Raw genomic sequence first — 26,695 nt, 5'->3', positions numbered from 1 at the left:
TATAGGGTTTATTCTTCCTTGGGATTCTTGTGAGTCTAGCTTATCCAAACTGTATTCTTCAGGATTATGTAGGTAAACTAGTGCACTACCACTCTACTCTTCTTTATCTTTTCTCCATTTATTAAACTCGATGAATTCCCTGAATTGTTGTTTTGAGACACCCGAATTCATGGCTTCCTCAACGATTTTCATCCAGTCATTGTCCAAGGTTTCCTTATTTGGTGCATCGTAAAGCAGGGCATCAACAGGGATGTTAAGTACGGAGGAGATTTTTTCAAGAAATTGAATAGAAGGATTCGTTTGTAAGTTCCGCTCGAGCGAACTTAAATAAGACTTTGCAACACCTGCTTTATCGGCAAGTTCAGTCATCGACATTTTCTTTTCTTCTCGCAGTTTTTTTACACGTTCACCAATCATCAATACCACCTCGAAACATGTTCTATTTATCTTCCGCTAATAAGTTTCGGCAGCCCACCTTATCATTCAAAACATGACGCCTGTAAGGTCGGATTACCTTGACATGCTATCTCTAGAGAGGACACAGCATCTAGTGATGGAAGGTTATGGATAATTCACGTTTGCATATGGAATAGTGGGGAGTTTGCAACATATTTTTTATACTTTCTCCTATTTTAACAGTTTTACTCCTCATTTATCCATTGTTTTTCGCAAGAATTGCATTCAGGTCTATACCAGCGAAGTGACATGAAGTTGTACCTCTATGATAGAAGTGGTAAAATTAAGCGTGCATTAGTAATAATAGAAGGTGTGTTTCTTCTTACTTATATGAATTTTATCATTGAACGATCATTACCATAATAGAGGAGCGTTATTGAATGCTTAATATATTAAATAAAGTTTTTGATCCGAATAAGCGAGAAATCAAACGTTTAGAAAAAATCGCCGATCAGGTCGAAGCGCTGGCTGATGAAACTGCTGCGTTATCGGATGAACAGTTGCGTGCCAAAACGGAAGAGTTTAAAGAGCGTTATCAAAATGGGGAAACCGTTGATGATTTGCTTGTCGAGGCTTTTGCGGTTGCGCGTGAAGGGGCAAAGCGTGCTCTGGGCTTATATCCTTACCGTGTTCAAATCATGGGTGGGGCATCCCTTCATGATGGAAATATCTCCGAGATGAAAACAGGGGAAGGTAAAACCTTAACATCCACGATGCCGGTTTATTTAAACGCGCTTACCGGTAAAGGTGTACATGTCGTTACCGTCAATGAATACTTGGCACACCGTGATGCCACCGAAATGGGTGTATTGTATGATTTCCTCGGTTTGACCGTCGGGTTGAATTTGAACAGTCATTCTAAAGAAGAAAAGCAGGCAGCGTATAATGCTGACATTACGTACAGTACGAATAATGAGTTAGGTTTTGATTATCTTCGTGACAATATGGTGTTATATAAAGAACAAATGGTACAGCGTCCGCTGCACTTCGCTGTCATCGATGAGGTCGATTCGATTTTGATTGATGAGGCGAGAACGCCATTGATCATTTCCGGTTCGGCACAGAAATCGGCTCAGCTTTATATCCAGGCCAATGCGTTTGTAAGAACCTTAAAGAAAGATACGGACTACACATATGATGAAAAGACAAAAGGTGTTCAGCTGACGGAAGATGGGATGAATCGAGCTGAAAAAGCGTTTAATATCGATAATTTATTCGATATTAGTCACGTTACTTTGAATCATCATATCAATCAGGCGTTAAAGGCTCATGTTTCCATGCATTTGGATGTGGATTATGTCGTCCAGGAAGGCGAGATAGTCATCGTTGACCAATTCACCGGCCGTTTGATGAAAGGCCGCCGTTACAGTGAAGGTCTCCACCAGGCAATCGAAGCGAAAGAAGGACTTGAAATTCAAAATGAAAGCATGACTCTTGCGACGATTACATTCCAGAACTATTTCAGGATGTATGAAAAACTTTCAGGTATGACCGGTACAGCCAAAACGGAAGAAGAGGAATTCCGCAATATTTATAATATGAATGTCATTGCGATCCCGACAAACAGGAATATCATCAGGGATGACAGGGCAGATCTTATATATGCGACAACTGATGGGAAATTCAAGGCTGTTGTGGAAGACATCGCCGAACGTTATACAAAGGGTCAGCCTGTGCTTGTCGGTACGGTTGCCATCGAAACATCTGAGGTCATATCTGCCTATTTATCCAAAAAAGGCATCCCTCACGATGTTTTGAATGCCAAGAACCATGAGCGTGAAGCGGAAATCATTGCGAATGCGGGTAATCAAGGCTCAGTTACGATCGCTACTAACATGGCAGGTCGCGGTACGGATATCAAGCTTGGTGAAGGTGTCAAGGAGCTTGGGGGCCTTGCTGTCATCGGCACGGAACGTCATGAAAGCAGGCGTATAGATAACCAGCTGCGGGGCCGGTCCGGCCGTCAGGGTGATCCAGGGGTCACTCAATTCTATTTATCAATGGAAGATGAATTGATGCGCCGCTTCGGTTCGGATAACATGAAAAACATGATGGCACGCCTAGGTATGGATGATTCCCAGCCAATTCAAAGTAAAATGGTGACAAGGGCCGTTGAATCCGCACAGAAACGGGTCGAAGGCAATAACTTCGATTCACGTAAGCAATTACTGCAGTATGATGATGTTCTCCGTCAACAACGGGAAATTATCTATAAACAGCGTTTTGATGTCATGGAAAGTGAAAACTTACGTGAAATCGTCGAAACGATGATCACGGCATCCATCCAGCGAAATGTTGTCGCGTTTGCTCCAATGGGCGATGAGGAAGGCTGGAATTTACAAGGCCTTGTCGACTACCTGAATGGTAACCTATTCAATGAAGGTTCAATCACTGTGGCTGATTTGGAAGGGAAAAACGAATCGGAATTGGTTGAGTTCATTTTAGCAAAAGTGAAAGAAGGCTATGACCAAAAAGAAGAAGAGCTATCTGAAGAACAAATGCGTGAATTCGAAAAGGTAATCGTTCTTCGTGCAGTCGATAGTAAGTGGATGGACCATATTGATGCAATGGAGCAGCTGCGCCAAGGGATCCACCTTCGTGCTTATGGCCAAATCGATCCGCTTCGTGAATATCAATCCGAAGGTTTTGCGATGTTTGAAGCGATGATTGCTTCAATGGAAGATGAAGTCGCGAAATACATCATGAAGGCTGAAATCCGCAACAATTTGGAACGTAAGGAAGTCATAAAAGGACAAGCGGTCAATCCGAAGGAAGAAGACGGGGGAAAAGTGAAAAAAGCCCCTGCCCGTAAAAAGGAAGACGTTGGAAGAAACGCGTTATGCCCATGCGGCAGCGGTAAAAAATATAAGAATTGCCATGGCAATTTAGGCTAAAGTTAGGTGTATAATGAAGATGAGACGGTTAAGTCCAAGGCTAGCCGCCTCTTTTCATGTTTAGTTTGCATATAATGAAGAGGTTTATTGTAATGAAGGGAATCCCTCTTCAGGGATTTTTTTTAACATACTTAATGAGGTGAAGAGAAATGGAATTAGCAGAAATAAGAAATGAACTTGAACGGACAGCGCAGCGATTAACGGACTTTAGGGGGTCTCTTTGACTTAGATGAAAAAGAGGCACGAATCGCACAGCTAGAAAATGAGATGACACATCCCGATTTTTGGAATGATCAGCAAAAAGCACAAACTGTCATCAATGAAACGAATGCTTTGAAAGAACAAGTCAATCAATTGTCCGACCTGAATGAATCATATGAAAATCTGGATTTGACATATGAATTAGTGAAAGAGGAGAATGATCAAGAACTTTTAGCTGAGCTGGAAGAAGAAATCACGGTTCTTGCACAAAAGATGAATGACTTTGAACTTCAACTTTTATTAAGTGAAGAATATGACTCGAAAAATGCCATTCTTGAACTGCATCCTGGTGCAGGCGGTACGGAGTCCCAGGATTGGGGTTCCATGCTGTTGCGCATGTATACAAGATGGGGTGAAAAAAGAGGGTTTAAAGTGGAAACCCTTGATTACCTTCCAGGTGATGAAGCTGGGATCAAGAGTGTCACTTTAATTTTCAAAGGCCATAACGCCTATGGTTATTTGAAAGCGGAAAAAGGGGTACACCGTCTTGTCCGTATTTCTCCTTTCGATTCCTCAGGACGACGCCACACTTCATTCGTTTCATGTGAAGTCATGCCGGAATTCGATGAGACGATCAATATAGAAGTACGCACGGAAGATTTGAAAATCGATACGTACCGGGCAAGTGGTGCAGGTGGTCAGCATATCAATACAACGGACTCGGCGGTCCGGATCACCCATTTACCTACGAACACCGTGGTAACGTGCCAAAACGAGAGATCTCAAATCAAAAACAAGGCCCAGGCCATGAATATGCTGAAAGCCAAATTGTATCAACGTGAAATTGAACAGCAACAAGCGGAATTGGATGAAATCCGCGGGGAGCAAAAGGAAATTGGCTGGGGAAGCCAAATTCGTTCTTATGTTTTCCATCCGTATTCCATGGTTAAAGATCACCGTACTAGTGCGGAGACCGGAAACTTGGGAGCTGTCATGGATGGGGATATCGATATGTTCATTGATGCGTACTTGCGTTCCAAATTATAAGATCAGCCAGTCGGACCGGTTTCCCCGGTCCGGCTTTTTTTATGATTTCCCTTTTTAATGAATCTTCTGGCTGACATTTACAGGATTGAAAAGGGATGCTCTACCTCGTTCGGCCAATACTAGATAATAATGATGGTTCGAGGAGACTTATGCAAAATGAAGAGAAGATACAGGGAGCAGAGGCATCCTTTCATTCAAAAGTTAACGGAGTATGGATTGGTGATTGTCGGTTCGTCCATAATTGCCATTGGTTTTAATGTGTTTTTACTGCCTAACCAGGTCGCATCCGGAGGGGTCAGCGGGATTAGCACGATTCTCAGGTCAACTCTCGGTTGGGAGCCGGCTTATGTCCTTTGGGGTTTTAATATCCCTTTGTTCATTGCAGGGCTTATTATCCTCGGAAGGCATTTCGGAGCCAAAAGCCTGATTGGAACCTTGTTCCTGCCTTTAGTGGTATTTCTGACAAAGGATTGGGAGGCATGGACGAATGATGCATTGCTTGGTTCGATTTGCGGGGGGATGATGGTCGGGCTTGGGCTGGGAATCGTCTTTCGCGGCAAGGGTTCCACTGGGGGGACCGATTTGGCGGCACAGATTTTCCATAAATATTCCCATCTGTCATTGGGGACCTGTGTGGCTGTCATTGATGGATCGTTTTAAGTGCTGCCATCGTTTTTGATATTGAAAAAGGCCTTTATGCATTGATTGGACTATATGTGACAAGCAAGACGATCGACCTTGTCCAGATTGGATTGAACCGTTCGAAGATGTCACTGATCATCACGAATAAAGAAATGGAAGTAAGGGATGCTATCTTACATGAGCTGGACCGGGGTGTAACAGGCATATCCGGGTATGGCGGCTATACGGATGATACTCGTCCAATTTTGATGTGCGTAATAGACCAGTCGGAATTCACCAAATTGAAACAATTGGTGAAACTCGTTGACCCAAAAGCGTTTGTAATTGTAATGGACGCTTCGGAGGTACTTGGGGAGGGTTTTAAACTGGATTGAAATTGGTATAATGTTCTTGTGCTGGTATAAATCAGAGGGGGTAAGTTCAATGAAAATGAAGTGGTTAGCCTTAGTTCTGGGTACTTCTTTGGCCTTGGCTGCATGCGGTGGGAACGATGATGCTGCAGATAAAGAGCCTGCAAGTGAAAATAACGAAACGACTACGGCAGGTGCCGGTGATGCCGCAAAAATTTATGAAAACAAATGTTCAAGCTGCCATGCAGTGAATCTTGAAGGCGGCGTGGGACCGAACTTGACGAAGGTAGGTTCCAAGCTATCAAAAGAAGACATTGAAAAAGTCATTGCGAATGGCCAAAGCGGCGGAATGCCAAAAGGTATAATCAAGGGCAAGGAAGCGAGCATGGTCGCTGAATGGCTTGCTGAACATAAATAATGATTAATGAAACGTTCTGCTTAGCGGGACGTTTCATTTAGCCTCCATTAAACCCTCGAAACAACTCACGATCAACCACTTATCAAGCAATCAAATCCTGGAATTATTACATAGATGTTGATATATGTCTAACTGAAATGAAACTGTAATATTTTTTATGCTTAATTTGACAAAATATGATGTTATAATGTTTCTGTGCTCAAGTAAGGGAGATTCCTGTCAGATTTCAGTGAAAATTGTCGAAAAGCTGTAGATACATAGTGATAATCCAAGCAAATTAGGTGGTTTTAGAATGATAGAAATGATAGATGTGAAAAAGACATACCCAAATGGCGTAATTGCCATTAATGGTATCAATGTGAAAATAAAGCCTGGCGAATTCGTTTATGTAGTGGGTCCGAGCGGTGCCGGAAAATCGACCTTCATCAAAATGATGTATAGGGAAGAAAAGCCTACAAGCGGTAATATTTTGGTCAATGGTGTAAGCCTGCCAAGTATCCGCAATTCGAAAGTTCCTCTATTCCGCCGTAATATCGGTATGGTATTCCAAGATTTTAAACTCCTTCAAACATTCACTGCATATGAAAATGTTGCTTTTGCCATGGAAGTTATTGAAAAGGAACCAGAAGAAATCAAAAAGAGAGTCATGGAAGTTCTTGATCTGGTTGGCATTAAACATAAAGCGAGAATGCTTCCTTCCGAGTTATCTGGTGGGGAACAGCAAAGGGTTGCAATAGCCCGTTCGATCGTCAATGATCCCAAGGTAGTCATAGCCGACGAGCCTACAGGTAACCTTGATCCCGAAACATCATGGGAAATCATGAACATATTCGAAGAAATTAATAAACGCGGAACTACACTGGTCATGGCCACACATAATAGGGACATCGTCAACAATATTAAACGACGTGTCATTGCCATTGAAAGTGGAAAAATAGTTCGCGATGAACATCGAGGTGATTACGGATATGAAATTTAGAACATTGCTCCGTCACTTCCGTGAAAGTTTTAAAAATATTGGCCGTAATGGATGGATGACGTTTGCTTCTGTCAGTGCAGTAACGGTCACTCTAACTTTGGTTGGCGTCTTTTTAGTGCTCATGATGAATTTAAATCATATCGCGGGAAATGTGGAGAAAGATGTCGAAGTTCGTGCACATATTGATAATGCGGCGAATGATGACGATATAAAAGCTATCGGTAAGCAAATTACGGAGATAAACGGTATCGAATCAGTGATTTTCTCTCCAAAAGATGAAGAGCTTACTAATTTAATAGATGATTTAGGAGATAATGGTGATGCTTTTAAACCATTTGAACAGGATAACCCATTAAGGGACGTTTATGTTATCAAAACGAAATCGCCGCAAGATGTCATCAAGGTGGCAAAGAAAATCGAAGGTATGGAATATATCCAAAGTGTTAAATATGGACAAGGCTACGTCGAGAAGCTATTCAGCTTTGTTAATATTGCTAGAAACATAGGGATCGTTCTTATTGTAGGCTTACTATTTACTGCAATGTTCCTGATTTCGAATACGATTAAAATTACCATTGTAGCCAGAAGAAAAGAAATTGAGATCATGAGATTGGTAGGAGCGACGAATACATTCATCCGTTGGCCATTCTTCTTGGAAGGACTTTGGTTGGGAATCCTCGGTTCCATCATTCCGATAGGACTGATTGCAGTACTCTACTATAATCTTTATAAATATGCAGCACCGCAGATTACGTTCAAATTCATAGATTTCCTGCCTGCAAATCCGTTTATTTATCAAGTATCGGCCATCCTCATCGTAATTGGTGCGGTTATCGGAATATGGGGCAGCTTGATGTCAGTCAGGAAGTTCTTGAAAGTTTAAATTGTATCTTTACTCGAAAGCCAAAAGTAGCCAGACATAAATAGAGAGACGTTACAAGGCAAGGATGTAACGGGTTGAAAGGGGAAATGAAACGTGAAAAAAAATATCATTGCCATGAATGCCTCCATCATGATCGGGTTGGGAAGCATTCTGGCGGCACCTTCGGTTTATGCTGAGTCTATATCGGATTTAGAGAAACAGAAAGAATCCATCCAGGAAAAACGTTCAGGTGTTGAATCGAATATTTCCGACACGGAAAAGAAAATCGATAGCCTGCAGGATAAGCAAATGACAGCAGAAGACCAAATAGCTGCCATTGAAGCGAAAATCGCAGAGTCCGCAAAAAAAATCGATGCTAAAAATGCTGAAATTACACAAACGAAAAAAGAAATCGAGGCATTGAAAGAAGAGATTAAAGTATTAAAAGAGCGGATCGCGAAACGTAATGAAGTATTGAAGGAAAGGGCACTTTCTTTCCAGGAGACTGGCGGGGACGTGAACTACCTTGAAGTATTATTCGGATCATCCAGTTTTGGGGATTTAGTTGACCGTGTCGGAGCTGTAGCGACAATCGCTGAAGCCGACCGCGATATTTTAAAGCAGCATGAGCTGGATAAAAAGGATCTCGAAGAAAAGCAAAAAGCCGTTGAAACGAAGCTTGCCAGTTTAGAAGTGGCAAAAGCTGAACTATTGGAAATTCAAAAGCAACAAAAACAGCAGAAGCAAGAAAAGGATGCATTGGTTAAAAAATTAAAGCAACAAACTGAAAAGCATGAACATGAGAAGATGGGTCTAGAGGAAGAAAAAGCGAATCTTGCTGCTCAAGAAAAAGCCATCAAATCAGCCATCAGCTTGGAACATCAACGTCTTGCCGAATTGGAAGCAGCTCGTAAAAAAGCGGCAGCCGAAGCGAAAAAACGTGCAGAGCAAGAAGCTGCACAAGCGGCTGCACAAGCAGCATCACAAGCATCACAGGCAACCGAAACAAAAAAACAATCCACTTCTTCAGGATATAGTGCAAAAAGCAACAGTTCATCATCATCTTCACCCGCTTCGTCTAATGTAAGTCAAGCGCCAGCCGTTTCATCGGGTACTTTCACTAGACCTAGTGCAGGGTATGTATCTTCAACAATGGGTGAACGCTGGAATAAACAGCATGCCGGTATCGATATAGCTGCTAGTGGAACGGTTCCGGTTGTAGCGGCAGCCGACGGGGTCGTAAGCCGTTCTTACTTCTCAAGTACATACGGTAATGTCGTCTTCGTTACCCACTCGATCAGCGGTCAGCAATGGACTACTGTGTATGCACACTTAAGTTCTAGACAAGTAGGCGAAGGTGCTGTAGTTGCAAAAGGTCAACAAGTAGGCATCATGGGTAACACAGGCCATTCCTTCGGTCAGCATTTACACTTTGAGCTACATAAAGGCCCATGGAATTATAGCAAGTCAAATGCTGTTAATCCATTAAACTATGTAAATATCTAATACCCAATATATCAATTGAAAAACAGACAAGGATAAATTCCTTGTCTGTTTTTTTATGTAGTGTCACCATTTTCTATAAGCATATTCTTTTCATTCCCCTCATATAGTGAAATACATATCAGGTCAGAAATGGGGATAAATATGGTCAAAAAATGGGTACTTCCTCTAGCAATCATCATGTCACTAGCCATTGGAGCAGTGGGGGGCATATATTGGACAAGCCTTCCGGCCAAGAATGAAGCAAAGGATGAAAGCCAAGAAATATCGAAGGATAAGGAATGGGCAAAAGTGGAACAAGCTTACGGCTTAATCGTAAGTCAGTATGTAGAGCAGGTGGATGGCTCCAACCTGGTTGAGGGTGCCATCCAAGGCATGCTGTCAGCGCTGAAAGATCCTTATTCCGTATATATGGACAAGGAGACCGCTAAGCAATTCAATGAAACCCTGGACTCCTCTTTTGAAGGGATCGGGACTGAAATCGGAATGGAAGATGGTAAGGTCATCATTGTTTCTCCTTACAAAGACTCGCCTGCAGAAAAAGCTGGATTAAAGCCGAAAGATCAAATCCTCAAGGTGAATGGTGAAAGTGTTGAAGGGCTGGATCTGTATGAAACACGCCTGAAAATCCGCGGTGAAAAAGGGTCACCCGTCAAAATTGAAATAAAGCGGGCAGGGATTGATAATCCACTTGAATTCAATATGGTGCGCGCCGAAATTCCATTGGATACCGTATTTTCATCAATTAAGGAAGTCGGCGGAGAACAAATCGGTTATATCGAGTTGACCACATTCTCGGAAAATACTGCAAGTGATTTCAAAAAGCAGATTAAGAAGCTGGAAAAGACGGGAATCAAGGGCTTGGTCATAGATGTACGCGGCAATCCAGGCGGCCTTCTTTCCAGTGTGGAAACGATTCTTGGCGAGTTCATCACAAAAGACAAGCCCTATTTGCAAATTGCCGAAAGAACGGGGGAAACACAATCGTTTTTCACAAGCCTTAAGAAAGCGAAAAGTTATCCCATTGCCGTCTTGACGGATAAAGGGAGCGCATCTGCCTCGGAAATCCTGGCTGGCGCCATGCAAGAGGCGGGAGGCTATCCATTGGTTGGCGAGAAGACTTTCGGTAAAGGCACAGTACAGCAAGCTGTACCAATGGGTGATGGCAGTAAGATTAAACTTACGTTATATAAGTGGCTGACTCCTTCAGGGAACTGGATCCATAAAAAAGGGATCGAACCGACGATCAAAGTCAAACAACCGGAGTATTTTAATGCCCATCAGCTGGCGATTGAGAAGGTGTTGGAGCGGGATATGAATGATGAACAAATCCTGTATGCCCAAAGCATTCTGAAAGGACTCGGATTTGAACCGGGTCGTGAGGATGGATATTATGATTGGAGTACAGAAATCGCAGTAAAGGCATTCCAAAAACAATTCGGCCTGGAAGTGACCGGTAAGCTGGATGCTAAAACCGCAGCGCATCTGGAATCCGCCATTCTGGAAAAGATCCAGGATGAAGATAATGATATCCAGTTACGCACGGCTTTGAATTATTTAGTGAAGTAACTTGATGGCATCGTTCCCCTTGGAGCGGTGCCTCTTTTGCATTTAATCGTTCCTTGCCTGCCAACTTGAGATAAACCTAATTTTTCTGCATCTTAATAGGCATGGAGGCTACATTTTTGATAGAATAGGAGGTAACTGACCAGAACGAAGTTTGACAAAATTTTGATTACTTTTGAGGATGGTGGATAGAAATTGACAACGGATTGGCTGATTGCATGCTTAATGGGATTAGGAAAACTTTTCCTTCACCCTTTGCTTTATGTTTCGATTGCCTATTGCTTATTCATCGGCTATCTTCGCGTTAAACGGGAACGCCATGATTTTAATACGAAGATCTACAGTTTTTCCATGGAGCTGCGTTCCATGCTGCCTCTAGGATTGATAGGGGGATTGATCCTTTCCTTCCTCACGCTGGCCACCGGACTCGCCATTCCTTTGGTGGCAATGTCCATCATGGCAGTGGTTACGGTTTTGGCGATGCTATCCATGAAAAAGAGGTTTGTTTCCCCCGTTTATACAATGGGGCTCACTTTCTTTATCCTGTTCTTTCTATATGATAGAGATATCGAGCTGACGTTATTTCAGGATTCCCTTAATCAGCTAGATCGGTCCGTATATCCGACACTTGTTATTTTAATGGGGTTATTACTGATTGCTGAAGGGTTTTTGATTGTTGCTAATGGAAGTAAAAAGGTCTCTCCTCACTTGGAGGTATCCAAAAGGGGGCAGCCGATAGGTGTGTATGTTTCACAGCGGGTCTGGCTAATTCCCATGTTCGTTATGATTCCTGGAGGACAACTTCCAGCGCCTTTCGAATGGTATCCGGTTTTTACAATCGGGGACATGTCCCTGTCGCCGATCGTACTGCCCATTTTAATCGGCTTTGAGCAAAAAGTCCATGGGACGCTCCCGGAACTGGCAATTAAGGCGCAAGGCAAAAAGGTAGGGGCATTGGGAATTGTGATTACGGTATTGGCTGCAGCTGGTTACTGGTACCCTCCATTGGCAATCATAACGGTTGTTTTGGCAATCCTTTGCCGTGAATTCCTGCATCATTCCCAAAAGGCAATGGATCAAAAGCTTCCTTTTTATTTTTCGAAAAGTAAGCTGGGTGTCCAGATCTTAGGCGTTATCCCTCAATCTCCGGCAGATAAAATGGGGTTGCAAAAAGGCGAGGTCATTTCGAAAATAAACGGGGTCGTCGTCAGGGAAGAAGAAGAGCTATACAGGGCGCTACAAATAAACCGGGCACATTGCAAGCTCGAGGTCATCGATAATAATGAACAGATTCGTTTTGTGCAAAGAGCTCTATTTGACGGGGAGCATTACGAACTGGGCCTCTTGTTCGTTGACGATCAATTGAAGGAAAGCGGACAAGTGGGTTAATGATATAAAATAAAAGGCCTTTCTCGAATTATATCGAGAAAGGCCTTTTTCAATGGAAACGTGTTATTACTTTTCAAGCATGATTTTTTCTATATCTTCCAGCATTTTATTAGCTGCAATTACTCCGCCAGCTGTATTCCATGTTGCGTCGCTGACCTCATGGGCATTTCCGTTTTTGACTGCATCAAGGTTTTTCCAAAGTGGATCATTCGTCCATTCTTTTGCTGTGCTTAGGGCTTGTTTGTCGCCTTCAGGAGCGTAGGTGAAGTAGAAGAGAATATCTCCATCCATTTTAGGGATGACTTCTTTTCCAACCTCAATGGCAAGGTTGCCTAATTTATTATCTGCAGTGAAAAGTTCCTTCTGTTGTTCTGCACGTTTAAATCCTAATTGATCGAAAATCACTCCAGAGAATGAATCTGTGTAATAAATACGAGTAGTTCCAGCCATGAAACGAACAATGGAAACTTCTTGATTTACTTTATCACCCAATTTAGCTTTAAGATCTTCAGTATTTTTATCGAATTCCGCAATTACATCGTTACCTTTTTCTTCAAGGTTCAAGGCTTTTGCATAAAGTTTGAAGTTCTCTTTCCAATCTCCTCTTAGCGTTTCCGAGAAAACGGTAGGGGCGATTGCATTTAATTTATCATAAACAGCTTCTTGGCGTATCTTGCTTCCGATAATCAAGTCAGGCTTCAGTGATGCGATTTTCTCTAAGTTAACTTCATGTTCAACACCAACAACTTCGACCCCATCCATATCATCTTTAATATGGTCGTACCAAGGGTCACCAAGCCATGATTGAACGGCACCAACAGGTTTAATTCCTAAAGCGATCAATGCTTCAGTACCTTCATTTGTTAAAACGACGACTCTTTTAGGCGTTTCTTTCAACTCGGCAGTGCCCATGGCATGCTTAATTGTGTAGCTTTTCTCCTCTTTCTTGTCTTCAGCTTTATTTCCATCGGCCTTTTCATCCGAATTCCCGCAAGCTGCTAGAAGGAAGACTGCAAATATTGTAAAAAGCGTTAATAAAGACTTAAATCTAAACATCTATGTATCCCTCCCAAATTGTCAGCAAATGATAATCATTCGCACTTAACAGCATCATCATAAAATGAATATACTTTTCTGTCAATATATAATTGAAAATGATTCTCAAATTCGTTGACATAGTCCTGTTAACGCCAGTACAATTGAATTAAATACTGATATACAAACGTGATTGGAAAGGTAACTGGATATGTTATTAAAAAATTCATGGCAGAAATGGATGGGGCTGTTCATTACCATTCTTTTGCTGCTGTTTTTACTGTGCTCAAGCATTGTATACGGTTATACGGATACAACATGGAAAATGGCCATCGATGCTTTTACCGATTTCAATGGGACGAATGAGCACATTGTCATTCAATCAGTCAGACTTCCGCGTGCCCTGATCGCTTCCGCCATCGGTGCAAGTTTAGCCATCTCCGGGGTTTTGATGCAAACGCTAACTAAAAACCCCCTCGCCTCCCCGGATATATTCGGAGTCAACGCCGGGGCGGGATTGGCGGTGGTCACTGGTGTCACCGTTTTTGGGATAAGCAATCTTCAAGTATTCACATGGCTGTCATTCCTAGGGGCCGCCATAGCCGCGATAAGCATATTTATGATTGGAAGCATGGGACGCGGCGGCTTGACACCGATGAAGCTGACATTGGCAGGTGCAGCCATGACGGCGATGGTAGCCTCACTTACACAAGGTCTTCTTGTTTCTAATGAGGCTCTTTTAGAGCAAGTCCTATTCTGGCTTGCCGGATCCGTTTCCGGTAGAAGCCTGGACAATTTAGTTGCCGTCCTGCCTTATCTTGCCGCAGGCTGGGTCCTTGCCTTGATCATGTCCGGTAAAATGAATGTGTTATCCATGGGTGAAGATGTTGCAAAGGGTCTTGGACTGAATATAGTATTCCTTAAACTGGTCCTTGGGCTGGCAATCATCCTGCTCTCTGGCGGATCAGTAGCGGTTGCGGGTCCGATTGGCTTTATAGGAATCGTCGTTCCGCATCTTACCCGTTCTATAGTTGGCATCGATCATCGCTGGTTGATTCCCTTCTCTGGACTTTTCGGGGCGGTGCTTTTGATTGCAGCCGATGTCATATCCAGGTATATCCTGATGCCTCGCGAAGTTCCGGTTGGAGTCATGACAGCCATAATCGGGACCCCATTCTTTATTTATATAGCTAGAAAGGGGTTCAGCGGTCGATGAAGTCATATAAGAGCTTTCGTTTGTTTAATGAAAAAATATCATTCTTGATGGATAAAAAAGCCATGGTCGTGATTTTCATATTATTTTTAGTCACTTCACTAGTGTTTGTGATCAGTACTGGAGTGGGTGAAATGAATATAAATCCGCTAAGCGTTCTCCAGGTCTTTATCGGAGGGGGGACGGAGAGCGACCGGCTTATTATCCAATCTTTCCGCCTGCCTAGAATAATTGTTGCCCTGTTGGTAGGGATGGGCCTTGCTGTAGCTGGGGGTATCCTTCAAGGGATGATTAGAAACCCACTTGCTTCGCCTGATATCTTGGGGATTACGGGAGGAGCGACTGTAGCGGTCGTTGGATTCTTGGCCATTTTTAGCGATAAGAACCATTCATTAACGGTGAGCATCAATTGGCTGCCGGTAGCTGCATTCATTGGGGCGACAGTCGTGGCCTTACTCGTTTATTCATTAGCCTGGAAAAATGGGGTTCCCCCGATCAGGCTTGTGTTGATCGGGATTGGGGTGATGGCTTTAATGAAGGCGCTCACCACGATGATGATGATTCTTGGTCCAGTCTATCAAGCGAGCCAGGCAAACCTTTGGATCACCGGGTCAGTGTCCACCTCCACTTGGAATAATATCGCTGTACTGGCACCATGGACGATTCTATTCCTGTTAATTGCCTTCCTGTATGCCAGGAATATTAATTTACAGGAGCTAGGCGATGACCTGGCAACGGGGCTTGGGGGGCATGTCCAAAAACAGCGGTTTACATTATTGATGATCAGTACGGCCTTGATTGGCGGTTCCACAGCTTTTGCCGGGGGAATAGGGTTTGTGGGATTAATGGCACCGCACATGGCAAGAAGGCTGGTTGGTTCTAGTTTTGGAGTGTTACTGCCGACTTCGGCTTTGCTTGGCGGCATCCTGGTTATGGTGGCGGATTTGATTGGACGGACTTTATTCTCACCTTTGGAAATACCGGCTGGTGTCTTCACAGCGAGCATCGGGGCACCATACTTCATTTATTTACTATATAAAACGAGGAATTCGTAATTCCAGTAAATGCAAAAAGAAGCAGTCATCCTAGGGATGGCTGCTTCTTTATTTCTTTAAGCTTCTTTAGCTGCTTCGATTTCGATGGTAAGCGTGATTTGATCGCCGATCAGTACGCCGCCTGTTTCTAATGCCGCGTTATAGGTTAGACCATAATCACTGCGTTTGACTTTCCCTTTTCCGCTGAAGCCTGCTTTTTCATTTCCCCATGGATCTTTCCCTTGGCCTTCGAAGGTGATGCTGAAAGTTTCTTCTTGTGTAACTCCATTAAGAGTCACATTTCCAGTTACATCGTATTCATCTTCATCCGTTTTCACGATTTTCGTTGATTTGAATGTTAATGTTGGGTTTTTTTCTACATCAAAGAAGTCAGCGGAACGTAAGTGATTGTCCCTGTCTGCATTGCGTGTGTCGATACTGGCCACATCAACGGTAAAATCAATCTCTGCAGTCGTTAGATCCGATGGGTTTGCTAGAATGCTTGCCTCGAACTTATTAAAACTTCCTTTTACTTTGGCGATCATCATATGTTTTACGGAAAATTCAATAGCACTGTGAGTCGGGTCGACTATCCATTTTGTATTTGTCATATTTATTCCTCCTGATTATTAATCTTGAATTTATATATCTTTAATTTGAGATATCTTAACTTAATGTAATTATAAGAGCTGAAAGCAATAGTGTCAACTGAAAGTTTTCCTTAATTTTGAAAACATGAAAAACCCTGTGCATTTAAGGGGCACAGGGTTTTCAGACTGTAGACAAACTCGAATGATGATTTCAACTCCAGGCACTCGCTTTCCGCGGGCGGTCCGGAAGCCTCCTCGGCGCCTTGCGCCTGCGGGGTCTCCCCTCGACGCGCTTTTCCCGCAGGAGTCTCGCACCCTCCGTTACAAACGACTTTGTTTTGAAATTTCAGGTAGTCTACAAACTCAAACCCTGTGCATTTATGGGGCACAGGGTTTTTAATGAAGAAGGGTAAAGCGGACATCTTTATTAATTGGCCTGTTCTTTCTCTTCTTGATTGGTCACTTTACCCGGCCAAAAAGCACGGCGGCCAAGGAGGGAGGTGATTGCAGGAACAAGGAACGGGCGCACAATGAATGTGTCCATTAACACACCAAGGGCGGTAATGAGCCCGAATTGGACCAATACTTGAATCGGAAGTGTGGCTAGAACGGAAAAAGTGGCTGCCAAGATTATTCCGGCGGAGGTGATGACGCCGCTAGTTTCGGCAACGCCCTTTCTGATGGCCTGCTTGATTGGCATCGTTTCTTTCTTACGCCAAATGCTTGAAACCATGAAAATATTATAATCTTCTCCAAGTGCGACCAGAAATACGAAAGAATAAAGTGGAATTGTCCCCTCTATCGCATCGACACCCAAGAAATAGTGCAGGATAATCCAACCTAACCCCATAGCTGCAAAGAATGAGAGAATGACTGTCCCCATTAAATACACCATGGCTGTCACAGATCGCAAGTAGGCTAAAAGGAGCAGGGAAATCAGGACGATGATGATCGGGATGATCAAGAATTCATCGGATTTGACGGTATCCCTTTTATCGAATTGAGTCGCAGTCTGCCCGCCAACCCAAACCTTTTCATCTACGGAAGGTATATTGGCGGCTTTCAATTCTTTCTCCGCCATTGTGCGGATTTCCGGAATGGAATCTATGGCCTCGATATCATATGGGTTGATGTTGAATGTCACCTCATAGGATTGCAGATCTTTATTCGATTTACTTGAGACTGGATCGGCAACAGTTTCCACAATATCCATCCCTTTTAATGCCGGTGCTAAATCAATATCTTCACCATCCGTATCGACAACCACTGTCGCCGGTGCCAGTTCGCCTGGTGAATACGAGTCGGAAATGACAGAATAGCCTTCACGGGAGTTCATATCTTCAGGGAAGGAAGAGAGAATATCATATGAATATTTTATTTGTGAAGAATATCCAGCTAAAACACTGAAGATGATCAGGCATGTAAGAATGACGGTCCATGGCTTGGTAGTGACGATATGGCCAATCCAGTTACCGATGCGGCCTTCTTTAAGCTTTTTGACGGCTTTTCCCTTTTTCTTGGCCCGTGCTTCTGCCATTTCAGGTGTACGCGGGACGATTGGGAAGAAGGAAGCCCTTCCGAATACAGAAAGCAATGCAGGTACAAGTGTTAAAGCTGCCAGCATCATGATTAAAATCGACAAGCTGAATGGTACAGCGAAACGGTGGTAGGCTCCGTATTTGGCTACAAGCAATGTTAGCAGGGAGATGACGATCGTTAGGCCGCTCATCGCAATGGCGCCTGATGAATCTTTAAATGCGGCGATCATGGCTTCCCGTTTGCTTTCATAATTCCTTAATTCACTTCTGTAGTGAGAAATTAAAAATAGGCAATAGTCCGTTCCGGCACCGAATAATAATACGGTCATGATTGAAATGGCCTGTGAATCGACTGTAATCCAACCATGATCTGCCATGAAGCCAAGGATCGGGCTTGTGACAATATAGGCGAAGCCTACTCCGATTAAAGGAATTATGGCTAAAAGCGGGGAGCGGTAAATGAGTAATAATACGACAAGTACAAGTATTACTGTCGCTAAAAGCAATTTGAAATCAGCACCTGAAAATAAACCCGTTGCATCGACTGATATCCCTACAGGGCCTGTCACTCGAAGGGATAATTCATCTGAATCGGTCGGGACTTTGAATGGGTCCGTTCCAATGCGCTCCGTTACTGCTTCATTAATGCTTTCAAGATTTTTTCCGAGAATTTCAGTCTCGGTCTTTTCTTTAAAGAAAAGCGGCTGCACGAAAGTCGTTCCATCTTCTGAAACCGATCCTTTAAGAGCAGGCAACGGAATTTCATGAAGCGGCGGTAAGAAAGATTGCTGTGTTAATGGATTATCTGTCAGTTCCTTGGAAAGATACTGGATTTCAGCCAAGTCGGCCTCTGTCAGTCCACCTTCGCGATGCCATGTAAGCAGGGCAGGTATTCCAGAGGAATTTGGAAACTCTTCTTTAATAAGTTCATCAGCCACGACAGAAGGCGAGTCTTCAGGCAAGTCTGAGGCATTATTTGCTGTTCGATCATTAACGGCAGGCAATGTGAAGGTTAATGCGATTGCTGCAATTATCCATGCGGCAATGACAACCCAACGACTGGTTTTTCCTGTCATCACCCTGCCAAGTCTTCCTATTATTGAATCGTCCAATGAAGGCACCCCGCTTTTTGAATTTTTTATCCTCATTTCATTATAGTGGTGTGATGTTGACTTATACAAAAATGGGTATGCTCACTCCAACTACTAAACTCTTCAAGTCGTTGATGGCATGAAAATAGGCTCATCGATATATAGGGGAAAAGTACTTATTTACCTAATTTCAATTAAATTTTGAAGATTGAAGAGTTAAATATAGGAAATGGGGGAAAGTATAGTAGTATTGTGGCCTTTATTAACAAAGGAGGGATTTTTTTGTCTGATAAATCCAAAAAAACAAATGATGAAACGAATGAAACATTAACGAACAGGCAAGGGCACCCGGTAACGAATAACCAGAGTCTAAGAACTGTAGGGAACAGAGGTCCTAGTACACTTGAGAACTATGATTTCCTGGAAAAGATCAGCCACTTCGATAGGGAGCGCATCCCTGAACGGGTTGTGCATGCCCGTGGTGCAGGTGCGCATGGTTATTTCGTTCCGACAGGTAAAGCGGGGGACGAGCCGATTTCAAAATATACGAGAGCGAAGGTTTTTCAGGAAGAAGGTAAAAAAACCCCGGTATTCGTGAGATTTTCATCTGTTATTCATGGAGGGACGTCCCCGGAAACGTTACGTGACCCAAGGGGATTTGCCGTTAAATTTTATACGGAAGATGGAAACTGGGATCTTGTAGGCAATAACCTGAAAATTTTCTTTATCCGTGATGCCATGAAATTCCCGGATTTGATTCATGCATTCAAACCGGATCCGGTCACGAATATTCAGGACGGCAGGAGGATTTTCGATTTTTGCTCGAGTTCGCCTGAAACATTCCATATGGTTACCTTTGTGTTTTCCCCTTGGGGCATCCCAGCTAACTACCGCATGATGCAAGGATCAGGGGTCAATACTTATAAATGGGTGAATGAGGAAGGGAAAGCGGTGCTCGTCAAGTATCATTGGGAACCGAAACAAGGGATCAAGAACCTGACGCAGCAAGAGGCCAATGAAATTCAAGCTACGAATTTCAATCATGCCACACAGGATCTATATGAAGCGATCGAACGCGGGGACTATCCGGAATGGGATCTCAACGTACAGATCATGAGTGATGATGATCATCCTGAATTGGATTTCGATCCGCTGGATGATACGAAAATCTGGCCGAAAGATGAGTTCCCATGGCTGCATGTCGGTACGATGGTATTGAATAAAAACCCTGAAGACTATTTCACTGAAGTCGAACAGGCTGCATTCGGTACCGGTGTCCTAGTGGATGGACTGGATTTTTCTGATGACAAGATGTTACAGGGACGTACATTCTCTTATTCCGATACACAGCGTCACCGTGTTGGCGCGAATTATTTGCAACTGCCGATCAATGCTCCAAAGAAACGAACTGCCACGAATCAGACTGGCGGACAGATGCAATATGAAGTTGGCAGAGGCAGCCAAAGCCCCCACATCAACTACGAACCATCCACTGTCGGCGGCTTGAAGGAAGCCAATCAAACGGGCAAAGAGTATACACCTATGGTGGAAGGGAAACTTGTCCGTGAGACAATCGATCGCCAAAACAATACGAAACAGGCCGGGGAAACGTACCGGGAATTCGAGGATTGGGAAAAAGACGATTTAATTTCCAATTTAGTGGCGGCATTGGCTCCTGCCGACAAGCGCATTCAGGAAAAAATGATAGCACTTGCCGAAGAGGCCGATGAAGAGTATGGCCGCAGGTTGAAAGAGGGACTGGCCGCGGCCTCAGAACATACGGAATCTTCAAAACCACTGGGTGGGACGGATAACCCTGAGGACGCCGTTAGAAAAGGACATGGAGCGGATCCATATTGATTCAACTGAAAAGAAGCAAACTTCCTTATAAAGGGGTTTGCCTCTTTTTTTTATGGGCATAATTAATGGATGTGTGGATGCTCTTCCAAGGATGCCTTTTTAAAATCAAGCAGGAAATTGATTGGCAAAAAACTTCATAATCATTTAAACTGAAACTACTCTATTTTTCTCTTATAAAGGAGATGAAAAAATGATTAAAATTCTTTCTGCCCTTTTCCTTCCTTGTCTACTTGTCATGCTATTTTCAAGAGTCACCTATAACAATGTCGTAGGCCTTGTTTTAACTGTTGCCTTGATTACAGCTTCCGCATATAAAGGTTATACGCATACAAACTTATTGATCATCGTCGATGCCTTATCCCTGACAGTGGGATTTTGGTTATCAAAAAGAATGATGAAACGTACATCCAAGAGCGCCTGACATCAAAGGTGCTTTTTTTGTACTCAAACTTGTCATTCCCCTCAACACATCATGAAGTTCATTAAAACAAGAATCGAATGGATGTTCGCTTATTGCTGGTTTGTTTTAAGGCTATTGTGGTAGAATGTGTATATATGCTTTATTAAACCGGAATAAATAGAAGGGATATAGGCATGTCCCGTTTTCATATAAAAATATTTCAATAGGAGGCCATGCTTGGTGAAAGATAAGTTTGAGTTAGTCTCAAAATACTCTCCTCAAGGAGATCAGCCGGCAGCAATTGAAATGCTGGTCGAAGGGATTAAGGAAGGCAAGGAAATGCAGACGTTATTGGGGGCAACGGGTACAGGGAAAACGTTCACCGTTTCCAATGTGATCCAAAAGATCAATAAACCGACTCTTGTCATTGCCCACAATAAAACGTTGGCAGGGCAGCTTTACAGTGAGTTCAAAGAGTTCTTCCCTAATAATGCCGTCGAATACTTCGTTAGCTATTATGATTACTACCAGCCAGAGGCTTATGTTCCATCCACGGATACATTCATCGAAAAAGATGCAAGCATCAATGATGAAATCGATAAACTGCGTCACTCGGCCACATCATCTTTGTTCGAAAGGAAAGATGTCATCATCATTGCCAGTGTTTCGTGCATATATGGACTCGGTTCTCCTGAAGAGTACCGGGAGATGGTCGTTTCCCTCCGAACTGGCATGGAAATAGACCGGAATGCCTTGCTGCACAGACTCGTGGATATTCAATATGAGAGGAATGATATTGCTTTCCAACGGGGGACCTTCCGCGTTCGCGGCGACGTCGTCGAAATTTTCCCGGCCTCCCGTGATGAACATTGTGTACGGGTCGAGTTCTTCGGGGATGAGATCGACCGTATCCGTGAAGTCGATGCCCTGACCGGTGAAATTACCGGTGAACGGGAACATATCGCCATTTTCCCGGCTTCCCACTTCGTAACCCGCGAAGAGAAAATGCGGATAGCCATTCAAAATATCGAAACGGAACTGGAAGAGAGACTGAAGGAATTAAGGGAAGATGAAAAGCTCCTTGAAGCACAGCGCTTGGAGCAGCGGACCCGCTATGATTTGGAAATGATGCGGGAAATGGGCTTTTGTTCTGGGATCGAGAACTATTCCCGTCATTTGACGCTTCGTCCCTCAGGTGCGACACCATACACTTTAATAGATTACTTTCCAGAGGATTTCCTATTGGTCGTGGATGAATCACATGTAACCCTTTCGCAAATCCGCGGAATGTTCAATGGAGATCAGGCGCGGAAGCAAGTGCTCGTCGACCATGGCTTCCGTCTGCCGTCTGCGAAAGATAACCGCCCGCTAAGATTTGAAGAATTTGAAAAAAAGGTCCATCAATCCATATTCGTTTCGGCAACTCCGGGACCATATGAACTCGAACATACACCAGAAATGGTTCAGCAAATCATCCGTCCTACCGGATTGCTGGATCCGACGGTAGAAGTGCGGCCGATTGAAGGGCAGATAGATGATCTGATCGGTGAAATACAGGAGCGCGTCAAAAAGAACGAGCGTGTGCTCATAACGACCTTGACGAAAAAGATGTCTGAAGATTTAACTGATTACTTAAAGGAAATCGGCATCAAGGTCCAATATCTTCATTCGGAAGTGAAGACCTTGGAAAGGATAGAAATCATCCGGGAACTCCGAATGGGCAAATATGATGTACTCGTTGGAATCAACCTTTTAAGGGAAGGCCTGGATATTCCGGAAGTGTCGTTAGTGACCATTTTGGATGCCGATAAGGAAGGGTTCCTTCGCTCGGAACGTTCGCTTATTCAAACGATGGGCCGTGCAGCCCGTAATGCCAACGGCCATGTCATCATGTATGCAGACCGCATCACGAATTCGATGGAAATTGCCATCAATGAAACGAGGCGGCGCCGTGAAATCCAGGAGAAGTATAATGAAGAGCATGGAATATTGCCTCAAACCATTCAAAAGGATATCCGTGACTCCATAAGGGCGACGCATGTAGCCGAAGAAGGCGAAGAGTATAAGGAAGATCTTGCACCAAGCCTTGCGAAGCTCCCTAAAAAAGAGCGTTTAAAAGTGATGGCGAGCATGGAAAAAGAAATGAAGGAAGCGGCAAAGGCACTGGACTTCGAGCGAGCTGCCGAGCTGCGTGATTTATTACTAGAGTTAAAAGCGGAAGGGTGACGAAACATGGCAATGGATAAAATTGTGATAAAAGGCGCCAGGGCCAACAATTTAAAGAATATTGATATCACGATACCGAGAGATAAACTTGTTGTGCTTACCGGATTATCCGGATCTGGAAAGTCTTCCTTGGCTTTTGATACGATTTATGCAGAAGGGCAAAGACGTTATGTGGAATCACTGTCCGCTTATGCTCGTCAATTCTTAGGCCAAGTGGATAAACCGGATGTCGATGCGATCGAAGGTTTGTCACCAGCCATTTCCATAGACCAGAAAACGACCAGTCGGAATCCTCGTTCAACTGTAGGGACTGTTACGGAGATCTATGATTATTTAAGGCTGTTATTTGCACGGGTCGGCAGGCCGACCTGTCCGATCCATAATATTGAAATAACCTCACAAACGATCGAACAAATGGTGGACCGCATTCTTGATTACCCTGAGAGAACCAAGCTTCAAGTATTGGCACCGCTCGTCTCAGGCAGAAAAGGGACACATGCGAAGGTTTTGGAGGATGTTAAGAAACAAGGTTATGTCCGCATTCGTGTGAACGGGGAAATGCATGATCTCAGTGAGGAAATCACTCTCGAAAAAAATAAGAAACATTCGATTGAAGTCATCATTGACCGGATCGTCATTAAAGAGGGGATCATGGCCAGGCTTGCAGATTCATTGGAAAGTGCTTTACAGCTTGGTGAAGGCAAAGTCATCATTGACGTAATGGGTGAGGAAGAGCTGCTTTTCAGTGAACATCATGCTTGTCCATACTGCGGATTTTCGATTGAAGAGTTAGAGCCGAGGATGTTTTCCTTCAATAGCCCGTTCGGGGCCTGTCCGGATTGTGATGGCTTGGGGGCGAGGCTTGAGGTGGACCGTGATCTCGTCGTCCCGAATAACGAATTAAGCCTCCGTCAACATGCGATTGCGCCATGGGAGCCGACGAGTTCTCAATATTATCCTCAGCTCCTTGAAGCGGTAGCCAACCATTATGGAATAGATATGGATGTGCCCGTTAAAGATTTACCGGAAGAGAAGATGGATAAGGTCTTGCTTGGTTCAGGTAAAGATAAGATATATTTCCGTTATAAAAATGATTTTGGAAGAGTGCAAGAAGGATATATTCCATTTGAAGGAGTTTTAAGAAACATCGAAAGGCGCTTCAAGGAGACGAGTTCAGACTATATTCGTGAGCAAATGCAGAAATACATGTCAGAACATCACTGTCCAACCTGTAAGGGTCACCGTTTGAAGAAAGAGAGTCTTTCCGTGCTCATTCAAGGGGTCCATATAAGTGAAACGACAGCTTTATCAGTAGAAGATGCATTAGTATTTTTCGATGAGCTTGATTTGACTGAAAAGGAAGCGGCAATTGCGAGATTGATTTTACGTGAAATTCGTGAGCGGCTCGGTTTCCTGGCTAATGTAGGTTTGGAATATTTGACGTTGAGCAGGGCAGCGGGAACATTATCCGGCGGTGAAGCGCAGCGTATAAGATTGGCGACGCAGATCGGTTCCCGTTTAACGGGAGTCCTTTATATTTTGGATGAACCTTCGATAGGGCTGCATCAGAGGGATAACGACCGTTTGATCGAAACATTGAAGAATATGCGCGAAATCGGGAACACCCTGATTGTTGTCGAGCATGATGAAGATACGATGATTGCTGCGGATTATTTGATTGATGTTGGTCCAGGAGCCGGAGCGCATGGAGGGGAAATAGTGGCCGCCGGTACTCCGGAAGAGGTCATGAATGATCCTAAATCCTTAACGGGTCAATATTTGGCAGGGAAGAAATTCATTCCATTGCCATTAGAACGCCGGAAAAATGATGGCCGTGTCATTGAGATAAAAGGTGCCAAGGAAAATAATCTGAAAAACGTTAATGTGAAATTCCCACTTGGGGTCTTTACAGCCGTTACAGGAGTATCTGGATCAGGGAAAAGTACATTAGTGAATGAAATCCTCCATAAATCTTTGGCTCAAAAGCTGAATCGGGCAAAAGCCAGACCAGGTGATTTCCGCGAGATTAAGGGAGTTGAGCATTTAGATAAAGTCATTGATATTGACCAATCACCAATTGGCAGGACCCCACGATCGAATCCAGCTACCTATACGGGTGTATTCGATGATGTTCGTGACGTATTTGCCTCGACTAATGAAGCGAAGATACGCGGTTATAAAAAAGGCAGGTTCAGTTTCAATGTGAAGGGCGGCCGCTGTGAAGCATGCCGAGGTGATGGCATTATCAAGATTGAAATGCATTTTCTCCCAGATGTATATGTCCCATGTGAAATCTGTCATGGTAAGCGTTATAACCGGGAAACACTTGAAGTGAAATATAAAGGGAAAAATATATCCGACATCCTCGATATGACAGTCGAGGAAGGCGTAAGTTTCTTTGAAAATATCCCAAAAATCAAACGGAAGCTACAGACGATTTATGACGTTGGTTTGGGTTACATCAAGCTTGGACAGCCTGCCACCACTTTATCAGGCGGTGAAGCGCAAAGGGTGAAACTCGCTTCTGAATTGCATCGCCGTTCCACTGGGCGCTCATTTTATATCTTGGATGAACCGACTACCGGACTTCATGTCCACGATATAGCAAGGCTGCTCCAGGTGCTTCAGCGGCTGGTTGACAATGGGGATACAGTTTTGGTGATCGAACATAATCTGGATGTCATCAAGACAGCGGACCATATTATTGACCTGGGACCGGAAGGCGGAGATAAGGGCGGTACGATCGTCACTTATGGAACACCTGAAAAAATATGTGAAGTTTCCGAATCGTATACGGGAAAATACTTAAAACCTGTACTTACCCGTGATCAAATTCGTATGGAAAATTGGATTGAAGAAAAAGAAACAGAGCATGAACATGCTTAAAAGAACAAGCCATCAGGCTTATTAAGGTTTTAGACAAAAAGGGTTCGGAACGGTCTAATGCCGAACCATGATTTTAAACCAAGACTAGATTTTCCTTAATGGTTTTTTACAGTAATCCTTAATAGATGGAAGAAATTTGCGACACTCCTGCCGAATTACTGGCTAGCCGAGACACCGCAGCCGCTAGGCGAGGAGACTTGGCAGACGGTCGGCGGAAAGGGAGCGGATTTCTGAAATCAACTGGAACCTTTTTAAAATAAAAAACTGCAGCCAAACTTGAACTGCCCCGTAAATGTTAGACACCAAACTAACATTTACGGGGTGTTTTTTATGGCTAATTTTTCTGCCGAACAGAAAATATTCATTACACGACTTTACCTTGAAGGAAAGCACAGCTATATGGATCTTCAAAAAATATTTGAAGTTTCGTATCAAATGATTCAAGGATGGGTTCGTTTATACCAAATTCAAGGAGCCGATGGATTTAAGAAATCCTATACAAGTTATTCTACGGA

Annotated in this window: 19 protein-coding genes and 1 pseudogene; 16 read left to right on the top strand and 4 right to left on the bottom strand. The window is 43.6% G+C overall.

Annotated features, from left to right (window positions below; translation table 11 throughout):
* Window positions 1-93: 93 nt before the first annotated feature.
* Window positions 94-417 carry a helix-turn-helix domain-containing protein gene (locus tag AC3WLU_RS03465; RefSeq protein ID WP_048684020.1) on the bottom strand — a complete coding sequence of 108 codons (324 nt, stop codon included), beginning with the start codon at window positions 415-417 and terminating at the stop codon, window positions 94-96.
* Between the two features lie 419 nt (window positions 418-836).
* On the opposite strand from AC3WLU_RS03465, the gene secA reads away from it, so the two are divergent.
* The 9 genes and pseudogenes from secA (at window position 837) to AC3WLU_RS03420 (ending at window position 12,307) form a co-directional block, all read left to right on the top strand.
* Entirely contained in the window at window positions 837-3,350 is a 2,514-nt protein-coding gene (gene secA / locus AC3WLU_RS03460) for a preprotein translocase subunit SecA (protein WP_034309885.1), read from the top strand.
* Between the two features lie 149 nt (window positions 3,351-3,499).
* A protein-coding gene (prfB, locus tag AC3WLU_RS03455; protein ID WP_223255851.1) for a peptide chain release factor 2 occupies window positions 3,500-4,598 on the top strand; the annotation gives its coding sequence in 2 pieces (ribosomal slippage) (window positions 3,500-3,562 and window positions 3,564-4,598; 1,098 coding nt in all).
* 156 nt (window positions 4,599-4,754) lie between these two features.
* Window positions 4,755-5,614: pseudogene (locus tag AC3WLU_RS03450) on the top strand (YitT family protein).
* 49 nt (window positions 5,615-5,663) lie between these two features.
* The gene (gene cccB / locus AC3WLU_RS03445; RefSeq protein WP_057278129.1) at window positions 5,664-6,008 is read left to right on the top strand and encodes a cytochrome c551; all 345 of its coding nucleotides are present in this window, start codon (window positions 5,664-5,666) and stop codon (window positions 6,006-6,008) included.
* 292 nt (window positions 6,009-6,300) lie between these two features.
* Complete coding sequence (gene ftsE, locus AC3WLU_RS03440; protein WP_034309898.1) at window positions 6,301-6,987, top strand: cell division ATP-binding protein FtsE; 687 nt, start codon at window positions 6,301-6,303, stop codon at window positions 6,985-6,987.
* A complete protein-coding gene (ftsX, locus tag AC3WLU_RS03435) occupies window positions 6,977-7,870 on the top strand; it encodes a permease-like cell division protein FtsX (protein ID WP_492596820.1) in 894 nt (297 codons plus the stop codon). Before ftsE ends, ftsX begins: the two co-directional genes overlap by 11 nt.
* Window positions 7,871-7,963: 93 nt before the next feature.
* Entirely contained in the window at window positions 7,964-9,355 is a 1,392-nt protein-coding gene (locus AC3WLU_RS03430) for a murein hydrolase activator EnvC family protein (RefSeq protein ID WP_057278128.1), read from the top strand.
* Window positions 9,356-9,496: 141 nt separating this feature from the next.
* The gene (locus AC3WLU_RS03425) at window positions 9,497-10,921 is read left to right on the top strand and encodes a S41 family peptidase (protein WP_063574695.1); all 1,425 of its coding nucleotides are present in this window, start codon (window positions 9,497-9,499) and stop codon (window positions 10,919-10,921) included.
* A gap of 192 nt (window positions 10,922-11,113) precedes the next feature.
* The gene (locus tag AC3WLU_RS03420; RefSeq protein WP_492596819.1) at window positions 11,114-12,307 is read left to right on the top strand and encodes a PDZ domain-containing protein; all 1,194 of its coding nucleotides are present in this window, start codon (window positions 11,114-11,116) and stop codon (window positions 12,305-12,307) included.
* Between the two features lie 66 nt (window positions 12,308-12,373).
* Here AC3WLU_RS03420 and AC3WLU_RS03415 read toward each other — a convergent pair whose 3' ends face one another.
* Window positions 12,374-13,363, bottom strand: coding sequence for an ABC transporter substrate-binding protein (locus AC3WLU_RS03415; protein WP_057278125.1), 990 nt, complete (start codon window positions 13,361-13,363; stop codon window positions 12,374-12,376).
* Between the two features lie 190 nt (window positions 13,364-13,553).
* Between AC3WLU_RS03415 and AC3WLU_RS03410 the strand changes: the two genes are divergently transcribed.
* Window positions 13,554-14,558, top strand: coding sequence for a FecCD family ABC transporter permease (locus AC3WLU_RS03410; RefSeq protein ID WP_057278124.1), 1,005 nt, complete (start codon window positions 13,554-13,556; stop codon window positions 14,556-14,558).
* Window positions 14,555-15,610, top strand: a complete 1,056-nt coding sequence (locus AC3WLU_RS03405; protein ID WP_492596818.1) for a FecCD family ABC transporter permease — start codon at window positions 14,555-14,557, stop codon at window positions 15,608-15,610. The genes AC3WLU_RS03410 and AC3WLU_RS03405 overlap by 4 nt, the downstream gene beginning before the upstream one ends.
* 56 nt (window positions 15,611-15,666) lie before the next feature.
* Here AC3WLU_RS03405 and AC3WLU_RS03400 read toward each other — a convergent pair whose 3' ends face one another.
* Both AC3WLU_RS03400 and AC3WLU_RS03395 read right to left on the bottom strand, forming a co-directional pair.
* Window positions 15,667-16,200 (bottom strand): YceI family protein, encoded by a 534-nt coding sequence (locus AC3WLU_RS03400; protein WP_053536834.1) that lies wholly within the window; start codon window positions 16,198-16,200, stop codon window positions 15,667-15,669.
* 406 nt (window positions 16,201-16,606) lie between these two features.
* Window positions 16,607-18,793: an MMPL family transporter gene (locus AC3WLU_RS03395; RefSeq protein ID WP_492596889.1), complete on the bottom strand. Its 2,187-nt coding sequence runs from the start codon at window positions 18,791-18,793 to the stop codon at window positions 16,607-16,609.
* Window positions 18,794-19,084: 291 nt separating this feature from the next.
* On the opposite strand from AC3WLU_RS03395, the gene AC3WLU_RS03390 reads away from it, so the two are divergent.
* From AC3WLU_RS03390 to AC3WLU_RS03370, 5 genes are all read left to right on the top strand, one after another.
* Window positions 19,085-20,668, top strand: a complete 1,584-nt coding sequence (locus AC3WLU_RS03390) for a catalase (protein ID WP_095679256.1) — start codon at window positions 19,085-19,087, stop codon at window positions 20,666-20,668.
* Window positions 20,669-20,858: 190 nt separating this feature from the next.
* Window positions 20,859-21,089: a CsbA family protein gene (locus tag AC3WLU_RS03385; RefSeq protein ID WP_034309928.1), complete on the top strand. Its 231-nt coding sequence runs from the start codon at window positions 20,859-20,861 to the stop codon at window positions 21,087-21,089.
* Between the two features lie 219 nt (window positions 21,090-21,308).
* A complete protein-coding gene (uvrB, locus tag AC3WLU_RS03380; RefSeq protein WP_063577569.1) occupies window positions 21,309-23,294 on the top strand; it encodes an excinuclease ABC subunit UvrB in 1,986 nt (661 codons plus the stop codon).
* A gap of 6 nt (window positions 23,295-23,300) precedes the next feature.
* Complete coding sequence (gene uvrA / locus AC3WLU_RS03375; protein WP_492596817.1) at window positions 23,301-26,180, top strand: excinuclease ABC subunit UvrA; 2,880 nt, start codon at window positions 23,301-23,303, stop codon at window positions 26,178-26,180.
* 330 nt (window positions 26,181-26,510) lie between these two features.
* A partial coding sequence (locus tag AC3WLU_RS03370; RefSeq protein WP_202315714.1) for a helix-turn-helix domain-containing protein occupies window positions 26,511-26,695 on the top strand: 185 nt, incomplete at its 3' end.

The sequence above is a fragment of the Peribacillus sp. FW305-BF15 genome (genome assembly GCF_058783805.1).
The sequence above is the reverse complement of the archived record's forward strand: the minus strand, read 5'-3'. Positions and strand labels throughout refer to the sequence as shown.